Source organism: Xanthobacter autotrophicus (assembly GCF_030015065.1).
In the GTDB taxonomy this organism is placed as follows: Bacteria; Pseudomonadota; Alphaproteobacteria; order Rhizobiales; family Xanthobacteraceae; genus Xanthobacter; species Xanthobacter autotrophicus_D.
This window is the reverse complement of the sequence record NZ_JAIVFN010000548.1, coordinates 1-394: the sequence shown is the minus strand read 5'-3', so window position 1 is coordinate 394 and position 394 is coordinate 1. Positions and strand designations below refer to the sequence as shown.

1 pseudogene is annotated in these 394 nt (G+C 63.7%); it reads left to right on the top strand.

The features are described 5' to 3' along the window. A pseudogene (locus K9U40_RS24455) lies at nt 1-268 on the top strand (23S rRNA (uracil(1939)-C(5))-methyltransferase RlmD); the annotation flags it as partial. Nucleotides 269-394: the final 126 nt, after the last annotated feature.

Here is a 394-nt window from a genome sequence, read left to right as displayed (position 1 = left end):
GGACCAGCGCAGCACCCCGTGGATGCGCCAGGGCTTTGACAAGCTGCTGCTGGACCCGCCGCGCTCGGGTGCGATCGAAGTGCTGCAGCAGCTGCCGCTGAAGCAGTTCAAGCGCATTGTCTACGTCAGCTGCCACCCGGGCTCGCTGGCGCGCGATGCCGGCTATCTGGTCAACGAACAGGGCTTCACCCTGGTCAGCGCCGGTGCCATGGACATGTTCCCGCATACCGCGCACGTGGAAAGCATCGCGGTGTTCGAGAAGCGCTGACAGGTTGTCATCACCCATCGCGCATAATGGCGCGATGGGCATCGAAATCGAACGCAAATTCCTCGTCAGCAGTGATGGCTGGCGCACCGCCGCGCATCGGGTGATCCCGATGGCGCAGGGCTACAT